Origin of the sequence: Pseudomonas asturiensis, from assembly GCF_900143095.1 — a bacterium.
GTDB classification, from domain to species: Bacteria; Pseudomonadota; Gammaproteobacteria; order Pseudomonadales; family Pseudomonadaceae; genus Aquipseudomonas; species Aquipseudomonas asturiensis.
On sequence record NZ_FRDA01000019.1, the window covers coordinates 1,460 to 22,783 of the forward strand.

At 59.9% G+C, this 21,324-nt stretch carries 14 protein-coding genes; 8 read left to right on the forward strand and 6 right to left on the reverse strand.

Translation table 11 applies throughout. The features are described 5' to 3' along the window. A partial coding sequence (locus tag BUB69_RS24210) for a beta strand repeat-containing protein (protein WP_217654482.1) occupies positions 1-2,801 on the reverse strand: 2,801 nt, incomplete at its 3' end. Positions 2,802-3,213: 412 nt separating this feature from the next. Here BUB69_RS24210 and BUB69_RS24215 point away from each other — a divergent pair. Next, positions 3,214-3,816, forward strand: a complete 603-nt coding sequence (locus tag BUB69_RS24215; protein WP_073171885.1) for a class I SAM-dependent methyltransferase — start codon at positions 3,214-3,216, stop codon at positions 3,814-3,816. Positions 3,817-4,025: 209 nt separating this feature from the next. Further along, complete coding sequence (locus BUB69_RS24220) at positions 4,026-4,490, forward strand: phage infection protein (RefSeq protein ID WP_073171689.1); 465 nt, start codon at positions 4,026-4,028, stop codon at positions 4,488-4,490. Between the two features lie 327 nt (positions 4,491-4,817). Here BUB69_RS24220 and BUB69_RS24225 read toward each other — a convergent pair whose 3' ends face one another. Next, a complete protein-coding gene (locus BUB69_RS24225) occupies positions 4,818-5,450 on the reverse strand; it encodes a hypothetical protein (RefSeq protein WP_073171695.1) in 633 nt (210 codons plus the stop codon). A gap of 230 nt (positions 5,451-5,680) precedes the next feature. Between BUB69_RS24225 and BUB69_RS24230 the strand changes: the two genes are divergently transcribed. Further along, entirely contained in the window at positions 5,681-6,676 is a 996-nt protein-coding gene (locus BUB69_RS24230; RefSeq protein WP_073171699.1) for a glycosyltransferase family 2 protein, read from the forward strand. Positions 6,677-6,780: 104 nt separating this feature from the next. Beyond that, complete coding sequence (locus tag BUB69_RS24235) at positions 6,781-8,781, forward strand: DUF7657 domain-containing protein (protein WP_141121897.1); 2,001 nt, start codon at positions 6,781-6,783, stop codon at positions 8,779-8,781. A gap of 5 nt (positions 8,782-8,786) precedes the next feature. Here BUB69_RS24235 and BUB69_RS24240 read toward each other — a convergent pair whose 3' ends face one another. The 4 genes from BUB69_RS24240 to budC form a co-directional block, all read right to left on the reverse strand. Continuing rightward, entirely contained in the window at positions 8,787-13,160 is a 4,374-nt protein-coding gene (locus tag BUB69_RS24240) for a glycosyltransferase (protein ID WP_073171704.1), read from the reverse strand. Then, complete coding sequence (locus tag BUB69_RS24245; RefSeq protein ID WP_073171707.1) at positions 13,147-14,514, reverse strand: ABC transporter ATP-binding protein; 1,368 nt, start codon at positions 14,512-14,514, stop codon at positions 13,147-13,149. The genes BUB69_RS24240 and BUB69_RS24245 overlap by 14 nt, the downstream gene beginning before the upstream one ends. Then, a complete protein-coding gene (locus BUB69_RS24250) occupies positions 14,504-15,334 on the reverse strand; it encodes an ABC transporter permease (protein ID WP_425439403.1) in 831 nt (276 codons plus the stop codon). The genes BUB69_RS24245 and BUB69_RS24250 overlap by 11 nt, the downstream gene beginning before the upstream one ends. Before the next feature lie 400 nt (positions 15,335-15,734). Further along, complete coding sequence (budC, locus tag BUB69_RS24255; RefSeq protein WP_073171710.1) at positions 15,735-16,499, reverse strand: meso-2,3-butanediol dehydrogenase; 765 nt, start codon at positions 16,497-16,499, stop codon at positions 15,735-15,737. A 481-nt stretch (positions 16,500-16,980) separates the two neighbouring features. Between budC and BUB69_RS24260 the strand changes: the two genes are divergently transcribed. From BUB69_RS24260 to BUB69_RS24275, 4 genes are all read left to right on the forward strand, one after another. Further along, entirely contained in the window at positions 16,981-18,249 is a 1,269-nt protein-coding gene (locus tag BUB69_RS24260; RefSeq protein WP_073171713.1) for an OprD family porin, read from the forward strand. Positions 18,250-18,427: 178 nt separating this feature from the next. Next, positions 18,428-19,255 carry an NAD-dependent epimerase/dehydratase family protein gene (locus tag BUB69_RS24265; RefSeq protein ID WP_073171717.1) on the forward strand — a complete coding sequence of 276 codons (828 nt, stop codon included), beginning with the start codon at positions 18,428-18,430 and terminating at the stop codon, positions 19,253-19,255. Positions 19,256-19,299: 44 nt separating this feature from the next. Continuing rightward, entirely contained in the window at positions 19,300-20,184 is an 885-nt protein-coding gene (locus tag BUB69_RS24270; RefSeq protein ID WP_073171720.1) for a glucurono-1,5-lactonase, read from the forward strand. 57 nt (positions 20,185-20,241) lie between these two features. Continuing rightward, complete coding sequence (locus BUB69_RS24275) at positions 20,242-21,264, forward strand: TRAP transporter substrate-binding protein (protein ID WP_073171724.1); 1,023 nt, start codon at positions 20,242-20,244, stop codon at positions 21,262-21,264. The last annotated feature ends 60 nt before the right edge of the window (positions 21,265-21,324 follow it).

A 21,324-nucleotide genomic window follows, 5' to 3' on the forward strand; every position in this document is an offset into this window, starting at 1 on the left:
GCAGCGATCTGAGTGGTGGTCATCGCCGCCACTTGGGTCGGTTTGAGCGCAGCCGCCTGAGCGGTGGTCAGCGCAACCACTTGAGCGGTGGTCAGCGCCGCGACATCAGCGGTTTCCAGTGCAGCAATCTGGGCGACTTTCAGGGCAGCGACCTGAGCAGTCGTCAGGGCCGCGACTTGTGCAGTCGTCAGCGCAACAACGCCAGCCGTGGTCAGCGCGCCGATATCGGCAGTTTCCATGGCCGCCACTTGCGTGGTGGTCAGGGCGGCAACCTGTGCAGTCGTCAGCGCAGCGACTTGAGCGGTGGTCAGCGCAACAACCTGTGCGGTGGTCAACGCAGCCGCCTGAGCCGTGGTCAGAGCAGCCACCGAGGCAACTGGGAGCGCAGCCACATCAGCCGTTTCCAGGGCGGCGACTTGAGCCGTGGTCAACGCAGCAATTTGAGTTGGCTTCAGTGCAGCGACTTGAGCAGTCGTCAACGCAACCACTTGAGCAGTAGTCAGAGCCGCGACATCCGCGGTTTCCAGCGCCGCGATCTGGGCGACTTTCAGGGCCGCAACTTGTGCAGTCGTCAGGGCCGCGACTTGAGCGGTGGTCAAGGCCACAACACCGGCAGTGGTCAGGGAACCGATATCAGCGGTTTCCATGGCCGCCACTTGTGTGGTGGTCAGAGCAGCCACCTGGGCAGTAGTCAAACCGGCGACCTGAGCGGTGGTCAACGCGACAACCTGGGCAGTGGTCAACGCAGCCGCTTGAGCGGTGGTCAGGGCAGCAACGGAGGCGACTGGCAGCGCCGCAACATCAGCCGTTTCCAGTGCAGCGACCTGAGTGGTGGTCAGGGCAGCAATCTGAGCCGGTTTCAGGGCAGCGATTTGAGCGGTGGTCAGCGCAACCACCTGGGCGGTGGTCAGTGCAGCCACTTCAGCGGTGGTCAGTGCAGCGACTTGCAGCGCGGTCAGGCCCGGGATCTGGGCAACGGTCAGTGCCGCAACCTGAGCGGTCGTCAGGGCAGCGACTGCGGCCGTGGTCAGAGCAGCCAGGTCAGCGTTTTGCAGGGCAGCCACTTGCGTGGTGGTCAGGGCAGCCACCTGGGTCGGCTTCAGAGCAGCCGCCTGAGCGGTGGTCAGCGCCACGATCTGATCAGTGGTCAGTGCAGCAACATCAGCGGTTTCCAGTGCGGCAACCTGGGTGACTTTCAGCGCAGCGACCTGGGCGGTGGTCAGTGCAGCGACCTGAGCTGTGGTCAGAGCCACAACGCCAGCCGTGGTCAGAGAACCGATATCGGCGGTTTCCATAGCCGCCACTTGCGTGGTGGTCAGGGCAGCCACCTGGGCGGTCGTCAGCGCAGCGACCTGAGCGGTGGTCAGCGCAACAACCTGGGCGGTGGTCAAGGCAGCCGCCTGAGCCGTGGTCAGAGCAGCCACCGAGGCAACTGGCAGCGCAGCCACATCAGCGGTTTCCAGGGCGGCGACTTGAGCGGTCGTCAACGCAGCAATTTGAGTCGGCTTCAGTGCAGCGACCTGGGCGGTGGTCAAGGCAACGACCTGAGCGGTCGTCAGTGCCGCAACATCAGCAGTTTCCAGCGCAGCAACCTGAGTGACTTTCAGCGCAGCAACCTGTGCAGTTGTCAGGGCCGCGACTTGTGCAGTCGTCAGCGCCACGATGCCAGCGGTGGTCAGAGAGCCTATATCCGCAGTCTGCATCGCCGCCACTTGTGTGGTGGTCAGAGCCGCGACCTGAGCGGTCGTCAAAGCAGCAACCTGCGCAGTGGTCAACGCGACAACCTGGTCAGTCGTCAACGCGACGGCCTGGGCCGTGGTCAGTGCGGCAATGGAGGTGACTGGCAGAGCGGCCACGTCAGCGGTTTCCAGTGCGGCGACCTGAGCCGTCGTCAGGGCAGCAATCTGAGCCGGCTTCAGGGCAGCAACCTGGGCGGTGGTCAACGCAACCACTTGAGCGGTCGTCAGGGCCGCCACTTCGGCGGTGGTCAAGGCCGCGACTTGCAGTGCGGTCAGGCCAGGAATCTGAGCAACGGTCAGCGCCGCAACCTGTGCGGTGGTCAGGGCAACAATCGAGGCTGTGGTCAGAGCAGCCAGGTCAGCGTTTTGCAGTGCAGCGACTTGCGCGGTGGTCAAGGCAGCCACCTGGGTCGGCTTGAGCGCAGCCGCCTGAGCGGTCGTCAGCGCAACCACTTGAGCGGTCGTCAGGGCCGCGACATCAGCGGTTTCCAGCGCCGCGATCTGGGTGACTTTCAGGGCCGCCACTTGGGCGGTGGTCAGGGCCGCGACTTGTGCAGTCGTCAGCGCCACAACGCCAGCCGTGGTCAGGGAACCGATATCAGCGGTTTCCATGGCCGCCACTTGTGTGGTGGTCAGGGCAGCCACCTGTGCGGTCGTCAGGGCCGCGACTTGAGCGGTCGTCAGCGCGACAACCTGAGCGGTGGTCAGTGCAGCTGCCTGAGCCGTGGTCAGGGCAGCAATGGAGGCGACTGGCAGTGCAGCCACATCAGCGTTTTCCAGTGCAGCGACCTGAGTGGTGGTCAGTGCAGCAATCTGGGTGGTTTTCAGGGCAGCGACCTGGGCGGTCGTCAATGCCACGACCTGGTCGGTGGTCAGCGCTGGCAATTGTGTGTTCGAAAGAACGGCGATGTTGGCCTTGGTGATGACCGCGATCTGGGCGGTCGTCAGAGCCACGGCTTGGGCCGTGCTCAAGGCGGCGATGTCGGCAGTTTCCAACCCGGCTATGGTTGCGGTGCTCAAGGCGGCAATTTGCGCGGTGGTCAACGAAGAAATAAAGCTCATATACGCGTCCTGTTTAAGGTCATTAACCGCGCTGCCAGCGATGTCGCCGTAGCCTAGGGAGTAGGGATTGGTAGCCCACGTGTCATCGTTAGCGACCGAAGCCCCTGAAACATTAAGAACCAATTATGGTGGCTTTTTGATACAAACAGCTTTTTAGTTATAAAAAATTCCATTTTTATAGGCCCATCCCTAGTATTTGATATCATATAGCCAGTCTTATGCTTTTTACGTGACTTTTTTATGCATTTTGATGAGTGGTTAATGCACACGTCATAACCTTGACCAGACCCGGACTCTTCACCTAGTGTGCTTTGAACCGTCCATAGGTCTGCCACACACGTTGCCGGCCCTCCGGAACAAGCCACTCCCCTCCCTGCACTTCAGCGCGAGGGCCTTGATCGAGTAATTGATTGTGAAAACCTTCCTGCATGTAGGTTGCGGTCCAAAAAGCCAAAGCGGTACGACCAAGGGCTTTGCTTCTGCGCAGTGGAAGGAGCTGCGTTTCGATATCGATGAAAGCGTGAACCCGGACATCGTCGGAACCATGACGGACATGTCCAGGGTTGCGGACGCGTCGGTGGATGCGCTGTTTTCCAGTCATAACATCGAGCACCTGTACCCGCATGAAGTGCCCGTCGCACTGGCCGAGTTCAAGCGCGTGCTCAAGCCGGGCGGCTTCGTGGTCATCACTTGCCCGGATCTGCAGTCGGTGTGTGCCCTGGTCGCGGAGGACAAGCTGACCGACGAGGCTTATCTATCGCCGGCAGGGCCTATCGCGCCTATCGACATCCTGTACGGCCATCGCCCCGCAATGGCCAACGGCAACGTTTTCATGGCCCACCGTTGCGGTTTTACCAAGAAAGTCCTGACCGGCAGCCTGCAGGCAGCGGGTTTTGACATGGTGCTGCCCATTCAGCGTGCGCACCCGGCTTATGACCTGTGGGCCATTGCAGCCCTCGCGCCGATTACCGAACAACAGGTCGTGGAAATTGCCAACGAGCACTTTCCTTCCTGATCCTCGCTGACGGGATCATTCCTGCCCCGTCACACGGCCGTTAAAGACGAGCGAATACCCCTTCGCTCGTCGCCTCTCCTCAAGCGTATTCAACTATCAATTTCGGCAATGATGAGTACCACTCGCATTGACTTCTTAATAAATTCCAGCGGCGTAGCATGACCTCCATACCGAACTGATCCCCACAACTTCGATCTGGAGCAACAACCATGAACACTTCAAAACTGATTTTTGGCCTGGCTTTTTCTGTATTGGCTTCCAGCGCTTTTGCCCTTCCAGCCGTTGAAAACCATGCACCGCTGACTCACTCCATCATTGCAGCTGACGGTGCCGATCGCGTCGGTACAAACCGTGTTGCGGCGGATGGCGCTGATCGTGTCGGTGCGAACCGTGTTGCGGCCGATGGTGCTGATCGTGTCGGTGCGAACCGTGTTGCGGCCGATGGTGCTGATCGTGTCGGTGCGAACCGTGTTGCGGCCGATGGTGCTGATCGTGTCGGTGCGAACCGTGTTGCGGCCGATGGTGCTGATCGTGTCGGTGCGAACCGTGTTGCGGCCGATGGTGCTGATCGCGTCGGTGCGAACCGTGTTGCGGCGGATGGCGCTGATCGCGTCGGTGCGAACCGTGTTGCGGCCGATGGTGCTGATCGTGTCGGTGCAAACCGTCTGGGATAAAACCCGGTGCCGTCTTTGCCTGGCCCGGCATTCGCCGGGCCTGATGGTTAAAGATCGAATTCGTAAAAAACACCTCTTTTTAAATACCTTTTCTTAATACTTTTTCATTGAAAATTTAAAGTCTTCGCACACGCGTACCCGACCGCTCATCGTTATAACAGCGACGAACGGATACGAATTTAAAGGGCGTGGGTTCAACGCCGGATGAGTGCTAAACAGTTCGCGACGCCCCCGGCACTTCATACCGTAACGAATAATAAGGTCAGTCCTGCCCCTCGTGAGCGTCATGACAACACCCCCGTAAGGCTATCAACTTTCAGGGCGTACTTAATTCCCGGCTTTCTGTGAAATCCGTTCGACATATTCAACCACGGCAATGTGGTCAGCCTTTCTTTTTCCCGCGTCGAGAAAGGCCCGAAAGTCATCGTCCACCAACAACTGGTCAATGTTCTGTCGAATCCTCTTCTGCATCGAATAAGGGACACTCGATGCCGGGTGATGTATCTCGTAGGCGCTTTCGAGCACCTCGACCAGTCGAGAACGAAATTTCTCCAGACCCCGTCCGCTGGCGACCCGTTTGTAGGTGGAAAGGAAAAAGGTCTCACCGCGCCCAAGACCACGACTGGTGACATAGGCCACAGCGCACAGTCCCACGCCGCTTCGCTTGCGCCAATGCACCGCAGTGTGTTCATTGAGCTGAAGCACATCTTCGCGACGCCAGGCATGACCACTGTGAATCAGGTGAATGATGGCCGCATCCAGCGCACGGCGAGTGCCGCCAAAGCGCAGGTCCGTGAAACGGGCATACACCTGAACGGTTTTGTTTTTCAGGACCCGCACGATCCAGACACGACCTCTGGCCTCACGTGTAATACCGCGCGGAACGCTGTAGGTGACATCATCGACAGTCTTGTCGTAACACCTCAATCCTGAAATATCGATTTCAGACGGTGTGCTCATGAGCCTATTCAACGTGAGAAGTTTAAATAGTCACGCAGGAAATTCGATAGGGCGTTACAGCAATGTCATCCTGGTGCGGTCATATACAAGGAAACTGTTTCATCTTCGATACATTTATGACGGTCCGAAAGAAGTGTTCTTTTTGCCTCTGGACCTGCGCAGTCGACTGTACTTAACTGTAGCGCATCAGCAGTGACGGATATTGATCCTCTTATAGTCAGGCCCACGTCATGACGACGAATAACCCTTCAGACGCCGTGAACATCGCTGTTGTCATTCCCTGTTTCAATGTCACCCGCCATATACTCGATGTCATCGCAGGCATCGGCAAAGACGTACGCCGGGTCTATGTCGTGGATGATTGTTGCCCGCAAGGCTCCGGCAAGACGGTACAGCGTGAATGCCGTGACGCACGGGTGATGGTGCTGTTCAACGCCGTGAATCTGGGCGTGGGAGGTGCAGTCATGGCCGGGTACAACGCGGCGGTGGCCGACGGCATGGACATCATCGTCAAAGTGGACGGCGACGGACAGATGGACCCGGCCCTTATTCCTGCCTTTGTCGCCCCCATCAAAACCGGCGAAGCGGATTACACCAAAGGCAATCGCTTCTTCAACCTTGAACACATCAATGGCATGCCCCGACTGCGTATCGTCGGCAATACGACACTGTCCTTGCTGAACAAACTGTCCTCGGGGTATTGGGACCTGTTCGACCCGACCAATGGCTACACCGCGATTCATCGCGACGTCGCCCGGCAACTGCCGATGGGCAAGATCAGTCCACGTTACTTCTTCGAGACCGACATGTTGTTTCGTCTGGGAACACTGCGCGCGGTGGTGGTGGACATCCCGATGCAGGCTCACTACGGGGACGAGGTCAGCAACCTCAAAGTGTCCAGGGTTCTGGGCGAGTTCATGGGCAAACACGTGCGTAATCTGTTCAAACGTCTGTTCTACAACTATTACCTGCGCGACATGTCCCTGGCGTCCTTCGAATTACCGCTGGGTCTGTTGTTGCTGACGTTTGGCAGCGTGTTCGGTGCGGTTCACTGGGCGCATGCCTGGCAGACCGGGGTTGCCAATTCGGCGGGCACCGTCATGGTCTCGGCACTGCCCATTCTGGTGGGTATCCAGCTGATTCTGGCGTTCATCGGCCATGACGTGCAGGCGGTCCCCAGACGCCCCATCCATCTTCAGAACAAGTACCTGAACAGTGGCTACTGACAGGGCAATGTCCCTGGCAGCACTGGCCGGTGCGCGCATGCCGATCGGCATCGTGATCAAGGCCGACTCATGAGCGCACAGGCCTCATGCGCGAGGACGGGCCTTTGATCAAGCTCATTATCCTGATCGCCTTGCTGGGGCTGGTGATCAGCTTCGCTCGCACGGCCTGGCTGGCTCAGACGATCAGCACCCGGCTGAAGCTGCAACTGAGCGAACCCACGGTGTTCAGTGCCAGTGTGCTGTGTGTGTTTCTGTTATTCGTTGCGCTGGGCCTGACCGGATCGTCATTGAATCTGGGGCTGCGCAGCACCCCGTTCGTGGAGGCCGACATGTCACGCGTCTGGGGCCACGAACGCCCGATACGCAGCGACGAATGGCTGGTCCTGACGCCGATGGCCATCGCCCAGCATAACCATGAACCGCGCTATCCGGTGATCAACACGTCACTGGGCCTGGACGGCCAGAACATGCTGGTCGTCGGCATGGCTGGCGTGCCGGTGGCACACCTGTCGGCACTGGCCAGACCGGCGACGTGGGGGTTCTTTGTCTTCGACCTGAAAAGGGCGCTCGCCTGGTACTGGTGGTTTCCGGTATTTGGCTGTTTTCTGGCTCTGGCGCACGTGCTGAACACGCTGACTCCGGGCCGCTGGCGACAGAGTTTTCTGTTCGCCCTGTTGTTCGTCGCAGCGCCTTATGTCGTGGCCTGGTCGTTCTGGCCGGCTTACGCCGTCTTCTTTCCGTGCGTAGCCTTACTGTGTCTGCTGAAGATCCTGCACTCACGCAGAATCCGGGTGCTGTTGCCGCTGGGTGTGCTCGCAGGGCTTGCGATTGCGGGGTTTGTCCTGCTGCTGTATCCACCCTGGCAGGTGTCGGTGGGCTATGTGTTCGTGGTGCTGCTGGCAGGTCTGGTGCTGCGTGAGCGGTTATACCGAGGTATCAGGCTCGAACCGATTCTGGCGATACTGCTTGCCGTGCTGGTCGCAGGCAGTGTGCTCAGCAGTTGGTGGCTGAGCGCGCAGGACGCTGTCCACGCCATGATGGGCACGGTGTACCCGGGGCAACGCCACATCGAGACCGGTGGCAATGTCCCCTGGCACATGCTGTTCAAGGGCTACACCAACCTCACGGCGTTGTCATACGCCGAAAATACGACCGTCAATCAAAGTGACATAGCGTCGCTCCATTACTACCTGCTGCCCCTGGCCTGCCTGATGTTGATACGCGCCAGACAGCGCATGCTGACCGCTCTTGAGGTCAGTCTGGCGGTCATGACGGGCCTGATCCTGATCTACATGCTGGTGGGCGTCGCAACCACGCTGTCGACCTATTCGCTATGGTCATACGTGACAGCGAAACGGGCCGATCTGGCACTGGGGCTGGCCAGCCTGATACTGACGCACCTGATGATCGATGGCAGGCGACCGACGTCCTTCGGACACGAAAGCCAGACCTTTGTCGCGTGGACCACGTCGCTGATCTGGGCAGCACTGATGTGCGAAGGCTTGCAGGCATTCGAGGGCCCCGCTCTATCGCGTCTCGACACCTTGATCACACTGGGCCTGGTGCTGGTGGTCATTGCCAGCAGTTATGTTCTGCTCACCCGGCAAACCGCGGCTTTTCTCGGACTGAATCTGAGCTTGTCGCTGGCTGCAACACTGGGCTTTCACCCTGTATCGATTGCGCCTGCACGGGTGAGCGCCAGCCTGAGCGAGCCTGCCCTACCCGTTCTGACGCTCGGTTCGCAGATACCGGCGATGATCCTCGCAGCGTCGGGTCGACAGGTCGTCAATGGTGTTTTTTATTACCCGCAGCCCACGTTGTGGAAAAGACTGGACCCTGAAGGTCTACAGGCTGAACGCTACAACCGTTATCAACACCTGATTTTCCTCAGTCGACCATCCGTCAGCGACCTGCAGATCGAGGTGCCTCAGGCTGATGTGGTCAACGTACTCGTCAATCCTCAACATCTGGATTTCCACCGAACCGGTGCCGGACTCATTGCGGCACCCGACAGCGATGCCCCATTGCTCACTCTCAACCCTGCCTTGGCGTTGCAACACAGCGAAAAAGGCTGGTCCTGGTTCAGGGTAAAGCCCGCGCCCTGACCCGATTAGTCATCCACACGCGGCGGCCAGGCCAGGCCGAAGTCCAGGTGCTCCAGGGTCAGGTTCGGGTTATAGGCATAGTCGTCTCTGATAGACGGCCAGCGCTGGGCCATGTAAGCCACCTCCCCGTTGAAACGGTTTTGTTTTTCCGGTGAGTCTTCGACACCACGGGTAGCCGATTCGTGGTGATACAGCTGTGCGTAGGGTGTCCAGACATTGACATAGCCCGCCTCCTGAACGCGCAAACAGAAATCCACATCGTTGAAGGCGATTTTCAGATTGACCTCATCCAGTCCGCCCACCTGCTCGAATACCGACTTTTTAATCACCAGACACGCCGCCGTCACAGCAGAGAACTCCTGAATCAGCATCGCACGGCCAAAATAGCCATGTTCGCCCCGGGGCAGAAATTTGTGCGCATGGTTGGCGATACCACCAATGCCCAGAATGACGCCGCCATGCTGCAAACGGCCATCGGGAAACCACAGCCGTGCCCCCACGGCACCGACGTCGGGTTGCAGGGCGAGCGAGACCATTTCATCCAGCCAGTCGGGAGAAATGACTTCGATATCGTTGTTGATCAGCCCTATCAATTGGCCCCGCGCCTGACTGACTGCGCGATTGTTCAAGGCTGAGTAATTGAAGGGGCCGTCGTCCCTGAGTACGTAAATATCGGGCTGCTGATCGATCTGCGCGAAATACGCCAGCGATTGGGCTTCGTCGGAGCCGTTATCGATCACGATGATTTCGTAGTGCGGGTAGCGGGTCAGGCGCTCGATGCTGTCGATGCATTGTTTGAGCAGCGCCCAGGCATTACGTGTCGGGATGATCAGGCTCACCAGAGGTCTGGGCTCAGGCAACGCGTAATGCACCTGGTACATGCCGAACGGCAACACTTGGGCCTCGCCCTGACGCCCGCTGCGCTGCAGATGGTCGTTCAGTGCCTTGATGGCCGCATGAGCGGCATACGGCTTTTCCTGCACGGCCACAGAGGTGCTTCCGGCGTGAATACGCCAGTGGTACAGCACACGCGGGATGTGAATAATGTGCGAGGGGCACAGTTTCTCGGTGCAACGCAAGGCCAGGTCATAGTCCTGAGAACCTTCAAAACCCACCCGGAAACGGCCCACCTGTTCGACCAGATCACGTCGATAGACCCCTAGGTGGGAAATCATGTTCTGCGAACGGAACAGATAGGCATTCCAGTCGGACTTGAAGTAAGGATCGCTGCGGCGTCCCTGCTGGTCGATCTTGTCTTCGTCCAAATAGATCACGGCGGCGTCCGGGTGCCGAGCGATGGTCTGCGCCACCCAGTACAAGGCGTGTTCCGGCAGCAGATCATCGTGATCCATCAGCGCGATATAACGCCCACGCGCCAGCTCGAGCGCCGAGTTGCTGGCTGCCGAAATATGACCGTTCTCGCTGCGTAACAGCACCCTTACCTGTGCATGCTGGCGCTGGACGCTTTTGAGATACTCGCGCACGGCCGGATTACCCGAGGCGTCGTCGGCGATGCACAACTCCCAGTGCGGATAGAGCTGATGGAGAACGCTGTCGATGGCCTCGCGCAGCAGATCCAGCGGCGGATCGAAGACCGGCATGATGATCGAAATCAGCGGTGGATCGTCCCACCCTTCCATGTCGCTGATCATGGCCTGCCGGTCACTGTCACCGAGCGTGTCGTAAAGCTTGATCCAGGTGGCGTAATCGTGACGGTCAGGCCCTGCGTTTTCAGGCGCTGCGCCCTGTTCAACGCGTGCATGGCCGACACCATTGAACCAGCGCAAGCGCTCTATCAGGCCACGCACCCCGTGCTCTCGCAACACAGTGGCCACACGTTGTGTGCTGGCCTTGAACCCTCCGCCGCGGCGAATCAGTGCCGGCAGGCGTCGAGAGGCCTTTGCCAGGCGATGTGTAGTCAGCACCGTATGTCGAAACGGCGCTGCAAGCCTGCGGCTATAGGAGCCTTCGAGTTCGTGGATACGCAGGTTCAAATGATGAATATGGGTGTCCTTCTCCACTTGCAGGTGAAGCATGGCACTTTGCAGTTGCTTGATCAGTTCGTCGCGCCCGCGTGCGTCGTGGCCGCTCTCCTGAAACAGGCGCTCGACCGTCTGGAGGGTGCCTGTATCGCCCTCGATGACGTGTTTCTCGATCAACTGGGTGGCGTTGTCCAGTTGATTGACCCGTAGCATCAGCGTCTGGATCTGCTCGGACAGGGGCTGAACGGCCGTACGCAACGACGCCTCGTGCTGCTCGCTCCAGTTAAGGCCCTGACTGATGCGGCGGGCGATGATTTCATCGGTGTACAACACCAGATCCAGCGTCAGGACCAGATCGCGAATGTCATCGCGTTGCGAAAGGTCGATGGGCAGTTGCAGATAAGGGTCGTCGTTGAGGCTGACGAACAGGATGGAAGACCCGGTTTTCTCGACCTCCTGCAGCCCTGATACCCACGGCAGTGCAGCGGTCTGGCCGTCCCACTGCCAGATCACGGTGTCATTTTTGACGATGCACAGGTTATCCAGCGAGAACGTCATACGCCGATCAACCGGGTCGAGCCTGAGCAGACGCGGTGAAGTCTGGACCGTGCTCAGCGAGAACTGCAGATGTTGATGGCCAGGCAACACCTCAAGGCTCAGGGCTGCCTCTTCCTTGAAGCTGCCGGCCTCGTCACTGTAATACAGCCGGGCCTGGCGTCTGGGTGCGGTCGGCGACACCCGCTGATTGATGATCCGGTCGGCTTCCCAGTTCAAAAAATGGCTTGCCTCGGTACCGGTCACGAAGGCCTGAAAATGCGCTTCTTTTTCAATGAAGCCGTCCAGTTGCACAGGTGTGATTTCCAGCCCTGCATGCAGCAGCGTTTCGGTGACGAATTGCCTGCGCGTCAGCGGCATCACGCTGGTGCAGAACGGCATGGCACTGGCGATCAATAGCAACAGTGAGCGCACCAGCAGGTGCCCCAGTTCAACGCCACTGGCAGCCTCCCATTCGACATCGATCAGCGCCGGGCGGCCTTGGGCATCGAGCAAAACGTTTTGCGGCACGGCATCGATAAATATCCCCGGCAGACGCTCGTCGAGGCGCTCCAGCGCAAGCTCATGTCCGTGCTCGACCAGCAAGTCTGCCAGGGCAAGCCGATAGCGGGTCACGAACTGGCTGAACTTGCGAATGGTCCAGTTGGGCGTGCTGGCGATGTCGAGAAACTGCTGGCTGAGCACCTGGCCCCGTCGATAAGGATCGACACGCGACAGCACGTGGCGAAAGTCCTTGTGTGGAAAAGCCTCGTCGCGCAGTGGCTCGTGCCGTACCTCAATCTCGTCCGCCGTTTCGATAAACAGGGTCTGCTTGCAGTAGCCAGGCTTTCGGCTGACGTTGTAATGAGCCGCCAGCAGGTTGGGCATCACCACAGGTGTCAATGAACAGGACGCGGCAATCAAAAAGGAATTGGCCAGCTCCATGCCCAGCCCGTTGTCGAGCACCACCGGCCAGGCGCGCTCCAGGTTAAACAGCGTGGCCCTGGGCAACTGCGGATCCTTGCGCACGTTCTGCCACAGCAATGCGGCGGCGTCGAAGCCTGGGTGCTCGAAACCCCGCGGGGTGACAATGGAATTGGGCAGCTTGTAATCGGGGGCAGGAAACAGAAACTCCGAGCGGCTGAAACCGGCCTGTTCGAGCAGGCCGGTGAGCCGTTTGCGCCCGAAGGTCTGCGGGCCGTTTGCCAGATAACGTCCTTCCACGCCAGCCATCGGCGTGCCCAGATGGTCTTCGGGCGCGCCGGCGAAATATTTCAGGCCCAACTGGTTCTCAATGGCCAGCAGCAAGACACCGTCCGGCTCCAGCAGCTCTCGAACCCTGACCAGCATGTTCAGGGCGGGATCATCGCCGTGATTGAACAGGCTGGCGTACTCCAGCACGCCGATCAGGGTAATGACATCAAAACGTCGGGGCGACTGAAACAGCTCGAAGCGCTCGGCCACGACCGTGACGTTGTCCAGGTCCCGGGTCCGGCTGGCTGCAATGCGGGCGCGACGCACACTGCCCTCCAGGCTCAGGACCGTGGCGCCGCACTCGCCCAGGTAGCGACTGATCGCACCACAACCGGCCCCTATTTCCAGCACATGCCCGGTCAGGCAATGCTCGAAAGGGCGCAGCAGATTGCCCCGCGCGCGACCCAGATGGTAAAGCGAAACCCAGTCCGTGCAGTGCTGGCTCAGTTCGGCTGACAGCACACTCAGGTCCTGGGCCTGGCGCACGATGCTGGCCAGTCGCTCTTCGCTTTCATCGCCATCGCTGTAGGCCAGCCCTTCGTACCCCGGCCGCGTCCACACGCCTGTACGTCGGTCCAGACGATACCCGCTCTGCTCAAGATGGCTCATGGTGCTGTTCCTGATCGAAATCCATGGTGACGGCCAGATCGACGAGCCCGAACAGCGCGGGGGTCGCGGCAACGACGAAGTGAATGGCGTCGTAACGACGATCGTGGGGAACGATCTCTTCGCCTTCGCGGGAGGCAACGCCCAGAGAAATGAAGTAATCGCCTGCGGCCAGACGGTTCCTGAAGCTCAGACACGCCTTGAGCTGCGACCCCGGCGCAAAAAACTGCCGGCCGGCCGCGCAGTCCAGCAGCCAGGAGTTGGTGCCGTAGACCGTGACGCCTTCCTTGGTCTTGAGGGTGAAGCCCAGCACCGGATGACTGACCAGCCGATTGAAGCGGATCGCGACATGCAGCACGACCTCGGCCCCCGGTTCGATCGTGGATGGAAAGGCGTGCCCTTGAGCGGTGAGGTGAAAGTCCATCAGGCTCGCCGCGCCGTCGCCCCAGCGGTACTCATGGCGATTGAAACCGGGCCGCGACCCGAAGGCATCCTGGACAAAGCTCAGCACCGGTCCTTGCGTGCCCGGATCGGCTGATGGCGCGACAGGTGGGCCTGTCACGGCTATGGACGCCTGTGCAGTGTCGCGGTTTCGACCGAACAGAATGTCCATGTAGCGATTGACGACGGCGCGCGGATCGCCGCTCATTTCCACACGGCCGCCTTCCAGCAGAATGGCCCGGTTGCAATGGGTGACCACCTGTTCGCTGGCATGGGTGACCAGCAGGATGCTCGCGCCGTTCTGCTTGAGCTGCCGCAATCGCTCGAAGCACTTGGCCTGAAACTTTGCATCACCGACCGACAGTGCTTCGTCGACAATCAGGATCTGCGGATCGACCTGTGCCTGAACGGCAAATGCCAGGCGTACGACCATGCCGCTGGAGTAGTGCTTGACCGGCTGATCGATGAAATCGCCGATGTCGGCAAAGCCTGCGATGGCGCTGAAACGCTGATCGACTTCTTCACGGTCCAGGCCCAGCACCGAGGCATTCAGGTAGACGTTCTCGCGGCCCGTGAACTCGGGATTGAAACCCGACCCCAACTCCAGCAGCGCCGCGACACGGCCCTGGGTCTGCACCGAGCCGCCGGAAGGCCGCATGGTGCCGCAGATGATTTGCAGCAGGGTCGATTTGCCTGAACCGTTGCGCCCGACAATGCCGACGGTTTCGCCACGCCTGATCTCGAAGTCGATGTTGCGCAGCGCCCAGAATGCCTGCCCGTATGCCTGGCTCGGCATCCCCAGGCGACGCTGCAGCCGGGGCACGAGCGAATGCAGCAGCCGGTCCACGGGCCGGACATAGGTGTAATAGCATTTGGAAACATCACGCACGCTGATGGCGATTTCGTCAGAGGACATCGGCAAACCCCTTGCGGGCTTTCTGGAAGAAGGCAAAGCCCGCCACGGCGATCACACAGGCGATCAGCATCGCCAGGGCCAGGCTTTGCCAGTCAGGCCAACGCCCGAACAGCAGCACGTTGCGGCTTTCTTCGATGATGTAGGTCAGCGGGTTGAGCCTCAGCCAGGGCTGGTAGGCAGGCGGCAAGGCGGCCACCGGATACAGAACCGGCGAAAGAAACAGCAGGACAGTGGTCAGTACGCCAATGACCTGGCCCACATCGCGCAGGTAAACGCCCAACGCGGCCAGTAGCCAGCTGAACCCCAGGGTCGCGATGGCCAGCGGCAGCAGCACCAAGGGAAGCAGCAACGCTGTCCAGTACAGCGTGTGGGTCAGCACCCACTGCGCCAGCAGCAACACAATCAGGCTGGTACCGGTATGAAAAAGCGCCGAGCCCAGTGTTACGACCGACAGTACTTCCAGAGGGAACAGCACTTTCTTCACGTAGTTGCCGTTGCTCATGATCAGCGACGGCGAGCGGTTCGCACACTCGGCAAACAGCCCGTGCACAATCATCCCCACGAACAGCAGAATGGCAAAGCCGCCCTTGCTCGTGTCCTGCCCGACCCAGCGGGCCTGGAACACTTCGGAGAACACAAAGGTGTACACCGCAAGCATCAGCAACGGATTGAAGAACGACCAGGCAATGCCGATCACCGAGCCGCGATAACGGCCGATGACCTCGCGTCGGGTCATGGTGCTGATCAATTGTCTATGGCGCCAGAGGCTGCGCAGCAGATCCAGAGGACCGGCAGCCGGCGCTAGATGAGCGCTCAACATGATGGCTCCAGCGTATGAGGCAAGCGTTGGAAAGCGGGGGTTCAGTCGCCAGGGATATGGCTACCGCACCTGAGACGGGCTCACAGGCGTAAAACACAACGAAGGGCTCAAGGCGTCGCGAAAGCATTCGCTCGTGGCAGGTTGCCAGAGGCTTTGTGCACAACAGTGTGGCAGCCAATCCGCAGGACAGAGGCGTTTGGCGATGGGTGGTTGCGGGTGTTTCAGCAGGTTTACGGAATGCTGCGCTTCTGTCCCCGACACGGCGATCTTTACCGGTCAGCACAGGACCGAGGGAGGCGGTTTGCCGGCGATGGCGTCACCCGAGTCACTGAAAAATCGCCTCCCACAGCCTCGCACAAAAAGCGGTTTCTTCAGCGAGTAACCGTTTTGACCGTTGCCATCAGGCCTGCGGCGGCTGCCCGTTGGAGGCCGACAGACCGCCGTCCACAGGCAGATTGACGCCGGTCACGAAGCGCGCATCGTCGCTGGCCAGAAAGGCAATGACGTCGCCGATGTCTTCAGGCTCGGCAGGACGCCCCAGCGCAATGCGTTCCTTGAACTTGGCCATCAGCGCCTCGTTGTCCATCATGTCTTCGGTCAGCTCGCTGCGCGTCAGCGACGGACACACGGCATTGACTCGCACACCGTCGGCGCCATGATCCATGGCCAGCGCGCGGGTGAAGTTGGTAATTGCACCTTTGGCCGCATTGTAGAAACTCATGCCCCAGTCACCGCCCAGGCCTGACACAGACGATACGTTGACGATATTGCCCTTACTGGCAATCAGCGCAGGCATGGCACTGCGGGTGCAATAGAAAACGCCGTCCAGGTCCACCGACATCAGCGCTTTCCAGTCCTGCACATCAAGTTCGGTGACCTTGCCGGATTTCACGATACCGGCATTATTGACCAGCACGTCCAGACGGCCGAAATGGCTGGCCACTTCCTTGAACAACGCCTCCACATCGCTCAGGTCAGCCACGTCGGTGGCCCTGACCAGATGGCCTTCGCCCTGCAACTGCGCCTGCACGCGGGTCAATTTTTCTTTGTTGCGGCCAACCAGCACGACGCGGGCACCTTCCCGGGCAAAACGCTTGGCCGTGGCTTCGCCGATACCGGAACCGGCACCTGTGACCACGACGACTTTTTGGGTGAAACGATTCATTCGACAGGCTCCAAATAAAGTGAATACGTGACGGGTGGACTGTGAGGTCCCCGGCCGCGTTCACTCTTCTTCGCATATGGCACCCGCAAGCACCCTGAAGCGCTCAAGTCTTCGACTAACCGCTCGTTGACAAACCCCGTACACCCTGCAAATAATCGCCGAGGTTGTACGACAACCTATGACGCCAAAACAATAAAAACAAAGCCGGAGCCCACCCCATGAAGACTCGCGTCTGCACGCTCGCTCTACCTTGCGTTAACCCCTGGATCGCCGTCGCCGCGGCAGGGTCCGGTCCTTTCGCTGCACCCCATGACACTCGTGTTTTATAGATTTCGCTGATTGCCAGCGGACGGTACCCGACTGTCTTTCAGTCGGGGCCATGCCTGGAAACAGGCATCACATAATCCTCGAAGGTGTCGGTCATTGCCTGTGCATGGCCAGAAAGAGAGGACGGTTTCGTTAACAAGGGAGCACAACAATAATGACATCTCACACCACCCGTTCACGCCTCCTGCTGGGCGTTGGCAGCATGACGCTGCTCTGCCCGATGCTCGGCATGGCCGAAGGCTTCGTGGACGACACCAAGGCCACGCTGACGCTGCGCAACGCCTACTTCAACCGCAACTTCACCAACCCTGCGTTTCCCAGCAGTGCGGCCCCGCAAAGCAAGGCCGAAGAGTGGACACAAAGCTTCATTCTCGACGCCAAGTCGGGCTTCACCCAGGGCACAGTCGGGTTCGGTGTCGACGTGCTGGGGCTGTACTCGATCAAGCTCGACGGCGGACGCGGTACCGGCGGCACCCAACTGCTGCCGATCCACAGCGACGGCCGTCCGGCGGATGACTTCGGGCGTCTGGGCGTAGCGGGCAAGGCACGGTTCTCCAAGACCGAAGTCAAGGTCGGCGAGTGGATGCCGGTGCTGCCGATCCTGCGCTCCGATGACGGTCGTTCGCTGCCGCAGACCTTCCGCGGCGGGCAGATCACATCCAAGGAGTTCGACGGCCTGACGCTCTACGGCGGCCAGTTCCGCGGCAACAGCCCGCGCAACGACGCCAGCATGGAAGACATGTCGATGAACGGCCGTGGTGCCTTCACCTCCGACCGCTTCAACTTTGGCGGCGGCGAATACGTCTTCAATGACAAGCGCACACAGGTCGGCGTCTGGTACTCGGAACTGCAAGACATCTACCAGCAGCAGTTCTTCAATATCCTGCACAGCCAGCCGGTCGGTGACTGGACCCTGGGCGCCAACCTGGGCTATTTCATCGGCAAGGAAGACGGCAGCAAACTGGCGGGCGATCTGGACAACAAGACCGCCTACGCGCTGCTTTCGGCCCGTTACGGCGGCAGCACGTTCTACGTCGGCCTGCAAAAACTCAGCGGCGATAGCGCCTGGATGCGTGTCAACGGCACCAGCGGCGGCACACTGGCCAACGACAGTTACAACGCCAGCTACGACAACGCCAGGGAAAAATCCTGGCAACTGCGTCATGACTATAATTTTGCCGTGCTGGGCGTGCCCGGCCTGACCCTGATGAACCGTTACATCAGCGGCGACAACGTACACACCGGCACCATCACCGACGGCAAAGAGTGGGGGCGCGAGTCCGAACTGGCTTACACCCTACAAAGCGGCACGTTCAAAAACCTGAACATCAAATGGCGCAACGCAAGTATTCGCCGTGATTTCAGCACCAACGAATTCGATGAGAACCGTATTTTCATCAGCTATCCGCTTTCGTTGCTCTGACGAATCGGGCCGGGCCCCGCCACTGGAGGGGCCTGGCCCTGTGCAGACGTCTAAGCGGCGGCTTGCAGAGCGGCCTTTTTATACCTTGGCCGCGTTGACAAGCCGCGCATGGGGTGCTGATAATCCGGCAAGTCATACGACAACAGATGACAAAAAATAACAATCAGGAAACGTCCTCATGGCATCGGCTCACACCACGCAAAATCCCTTCAATCGCCTCCTGCTGACAGGTGCGGCAGGCGGCCTGGGCAAGGTGTTGCGCGAAACGCTGCGCCCTTACGCAAACATCATCCGGCTGTCCGACATAGCCGACATGGCGCCCGCCACCGGCAGCCATGAAGAAGTCCAGATCTGCGACCTCTCCGACAAGAACGCGGTACACAGCCTGGTCGAAGGCGTGGATGCCATCCTGCATTTCGGTGGCGTGTCCGTCGAGCGGCCATTCGAGGAAATCCTCGGCGCCAATATCTGCGGCGTGTTCCACATCTACGAAGCCGCCCGTCGGCATGGCGTGAAGCGCGTGATCTTCGCCAGCTCCAACCATGTGATCGGTTTCTACAAGCAGGACGAAACCATCGACGCACACTCACCGCGCCGTCCGGACAGCTACTACGGCCTGTCCAAATCCTACGGCGAGGACATGGCCAGCTTTTACTTTGATCGCTATGGCATCGAAACCGTCAGCATCCGCATCGGCTCCTCGTTCCCCGAGCCGCAGAACCGCCGGATGATGAGCACATGGCTCAGCTTCGACGACCTGATTCAACTGCTCGAACGCGCCCTGTACACACCCAATGTCGGCCACACCGTGGTGTACGGCGTGTCGGATAACAAAACCGTGTGGTGGGACAACCGTCTGGCCAGCCATCTGGGCTATGCGCCCAAGGACAGCTCGGAGGTCTTTCGCGACAAGGTCGACGCTCAGCCGATGCCGGCGGCCAACGACCCGGCAATGGTCTATCAGGGCGGTGCCTTTGTCGCTTCCGGTCCGTTCGGCGACGATTAAAGATCGCTCATCCACCCCCTGAACAGCCTGGAGACGCAAGCCGCATGGACGCCGAACTGATTCTAGATGCGCAAAACGCTACCGGCGAAAGTCCCGTCTGGAGCGTGCGTGATCAAGCGCTCTACTGGGTCGACATCCCGGCAGGCCGCCTGCATCGCTGGCGCCTGAGCGATGGCAGCACGCGCCACTGGCAAGCCCCGCAGATGCTGGCCTGTATCGCGGCCGATGGTCAGGGTGGCTGGATCGCCGGCATGGAAAGCGGCCTGTTCCACCTGCAGCCCCATGAAGATGGCAGCCTGACCAGTACGCCACGGGTCGACGTTCAACACGCACAGACCGGCATGCGCTTCAACGATGGTCGCTGCGACCGTCAGGGGCGGTTCTGGGCGGGCACGATGCTGATGGACATGAACGCCGGTGCAGAGGTGGGCGCCCTGTATCGCTACAGCGCCGGGCAGCAGACGCTTGAGCCGCTGCTCAAAGCGCTCATTGTGCCCAACGGCCTGGCGTTCAGCCCGGATGGCAGGACGATGTACCTGTCCGATTCACACCCCAGCGTGCAGAAAATCTGGGCTTTCGATTACGACACTGACAGCGGCATCCCCCACAACCGCCGCCTGTTCGTGGACATGAACCACTACCTGGGCCGCCCGGATGGCGCCGCCATCGATGCCGAAGGTTGCTACTGGATCTGCGGCAACGATGCCGGCCTGATCCACCGCTTCACCCCACAGGGCAAGCTCGACCGCTCGCTGGTCGTGCCCGTCAAAAAACCCGCCATGTGTGCCTTTGGCGGCCCGAACCTGGACACCCTGTTCGTCACCTCAATCCGCCCCGGTGGCGACCTGAGCGATCAACCACTCGCCGGTGGTGTGTTCGCCCTGCGGCCCGGCGTCAAAGGCCTGGAGGAGCCCGTTTTCCGGGACTGACACAGCAGCACTGAAACCCAATAGCACCGACCAAAAACAAGAAAATCGGAGATATCCATGGACTTCAAACGCACACTCCTCATCGCTGCACTTCCGCTGGCGTTTTGCATGACAGGCATGGCCCAGGCAGAAATAAAGATCAAGTTCGCCGAAGTTCACCCTGCGGGCTACCCGCCGGTGGTGGCAGAGCAGAACATGGGCAAAAAGCTGCAAGAGCAAACCAAGGACGAGATCACCTTCAAGATGTTCGCCGGTGGCGTGCTGGGTTCGGAAAAAGAAGTCGTCGAGCAAGTGCAGTCCGGCGCCATTCAGATGACTCGCGTCAGCCTCGGCATCGTTGGCCCGGTGGTACCGGACGTCAATGCCTTCAACCTGCCGTTCGTGTTCCGTGACCAGGCGCACATGCGCACCATCATCGATGGCGAAATCGGTCAGGAGATGCTCGACAAGATCACCAACTCCAACTTCAACATGGTCGCTCTGGCCTGGATGGATGGGGGTACGCGCAACCTGTACACCAAGAAGCCGGTGCGCAGCATCGCCGACCTCAAAGGCATGAAGATTCGCGTACAGGGCAATCCGGTGTTCATCGACACCATCAACGACATGGGCGGCAACGGCATCGCCATGGCCACCGGCGAGATTTTCAGCGCCTTGCAGACCGGCGTGATCGACGGCGCGGAAAACAATCCACCGACCTACTTCCAGCACAACCACTACCAGAACGCCAAGTTCTACACCATGACCGAGCATTTGATCCTGCCGGAGCCGGTGGTGATGTCGAAAACCACCTGGACCAGGCTCACCCCGGATCAGCAGACTCTGGTGAAAAAACTGGCGCGTGACGCGCAGATGGAAGAGCGCGCGCTGTGGGACAAGGCATCGGCCGCTGACGAGGCCAAGCTCAAGGCCGCAGGTGTGGAATTCATCACCCTGACGCCTGAGCAGAAGAAAGCCTTCTACGACGCGACTCAAGCGGTTCGTGACAAATACGGCGCGCCTTACAAGGACCTGATCAGCCGCATCGAAGCGGTCAAGACCGATCCTGCGCTGATGGCAAAAACCCAAGCTGCCCAATAAGACAGTCCGATAACGCCGCGGGGGCGAGCGCCAGCTCGTTCGCCGCCGCTGTGGTGAGCC